General features: G+C 64.1%; 3 protein-coding genes. All 3 read right to left on the bottom strand.

What is annotated here, in order from left to right; all coding sequences use genetic code 11:
- Positions 1 to 290, bottom strand: a 290-nt coding sequence (locus AHiyo1_RS13270; protein WP_148667577.1) for an RNA polymerase sigma factor, incomplete at its 3' end; no start/stop codon positions are given.
- A complete protein-coding gene (locus tag AHiyo1_RS13275) occupies positions 290 to 799 on the bottom strand; it encodes a methylated-DNA--[protein]-cysteine S-methyltransferase (protein WP_059388882.1) in 510 nt (169 codons plus the stop codon). The genes AHiyo1_RS13270 and AHiyo1_RS13275, both read right to left, overlap by 1 nt.
- Positions 800 to 841: 42 nt before the next feature.
- On the bottom strand, positions 842 to 1,093 hold the full coding sequence (locus AHiyo1_RS13280; protein ID WP_059388883.1) for a cell division protein CrgA: 252 nt from the start codon (positions 1,091 to 1,093) through the stop codon (positions 842 to 844).
- Between the last annotated feature and the right edge of the window lie 259 nt (positions 1,094 to 1,352).

Consider the following 1,352-nt stretch of genomic DNA (forward strand, 5'->3'; position numbering starts at 1 on the left):
CCGTCGCCGGGGATGCCGAGTCCGGACGGTCGCACAGGCAGTTCGTCCACGGGAACCGGCCGGCGGTTCCTGGAGCGGACGATGTCGATGGACTTGCGGTGGGCGATGGTGACGAGCCAGGCCTGGACGTTGGCACCCGCCGGCAGTTCGGGGTAGGCCTTCAAGGCGGAGAGGAAAGTCTCGGACCAACCGTCCTCCGCGTCATGGTCGCCGAGGACCGCGCGGCACACGCGCAGGACCGTGGGTCCGTGCTCGCGGACCACCAGCTCGAACGGCTTCTTGGGCTCCATTAGAAGAGCTTGCTTTCCTTTGCCGCTGCTGGCTCTTCGAGTTCCAGGAGGAACCGTTTGTTGTCGAGGCCGCCGGCGTAACCGGTGAGCTTCCCGTCGCGCCCCACAACCCGATGGCACGGGATGATGATGCTCAGCGGATTGCGGCCGACTGCCGAGCCGACGGCCTGGGAAAGGTTGCGATCGCCCAGTTCAGTGGCCAATTCCCCGTAGCTGACGGTTTCCCCGTACGGAATTTCTTCGAGTCTTGCCCAGACCCGCTCCTGGAAAGGATTCCCTGAAGCCTTGAACGGGACATCGAACACGGTCCGCTCGCCAGCCAGGTACTCGCCCAGTTCAAGAGCGGTTTGCTGGAACAAGGGATCCTCAGCCGGGACGGCCTCACCGAAGAACTCCGATGGCGGCTTATGCCAATGACCCTCAAAGAAAATGCCGGTCAGCAGATCGTCCTGGGCAGTCAGCGTGAGCCGGCCCAGCAGGGAATCAATGGTTGTGTGCCTGGTGGTCATGTCTGGTAGACGCTGCAGGCGGCCGAAATGTGAGGTCGCCGCTCAGGAGCGCCAGCGCGTGGTCATGAGGAAGCCGACGATCGCGATGCCGAAGCCCGCCACGATGTTCCAGGACGCCCATGCAGGTACGGGAAGCTGGCCGCTGGTGATGTAGAACGTGATGATCCACAGCAGGCCGATGATCATGAGACCGAACATGACTGGCTTGTACCAGATGGGGTTCGGTTTGTACTGCTGCGTGGTGGCCGCTTCGGTGGGGCGGGCGGCCCTCTTGCGGGGCTTGGACTCGGGCACGGTTCCTCCTTGGCCGGCTGAATGAAAGGCCGCGCGCCGGCTTGATATCCTGCAGGAAGGAAAATTCCAGCGGTCAACGCGCACGCGGCAATTCCGGGGTTCGTTCTAGCAGTCAAGTCTAGCCGGATTTCGGGGGCTGCTCGTCGTCGGGCATCCGCGCCTGCAAAGAGGAGATCCAGTGGCGCAGCAGCAGACGCAGCAAGCCGCTGCCGTGCCGGACGACGGCACAGGAACCGGCGCGGAGGGTTCCGGCCCCGCG

Source organism: Arthrobacter sp. Hiyo1, assembly GCF_001263615.2.
Lineage (GTDB): Bacteria > Actinomycetota > Actinomycetes > Actinomycetales > Micrococcaceae > Arthrobacter.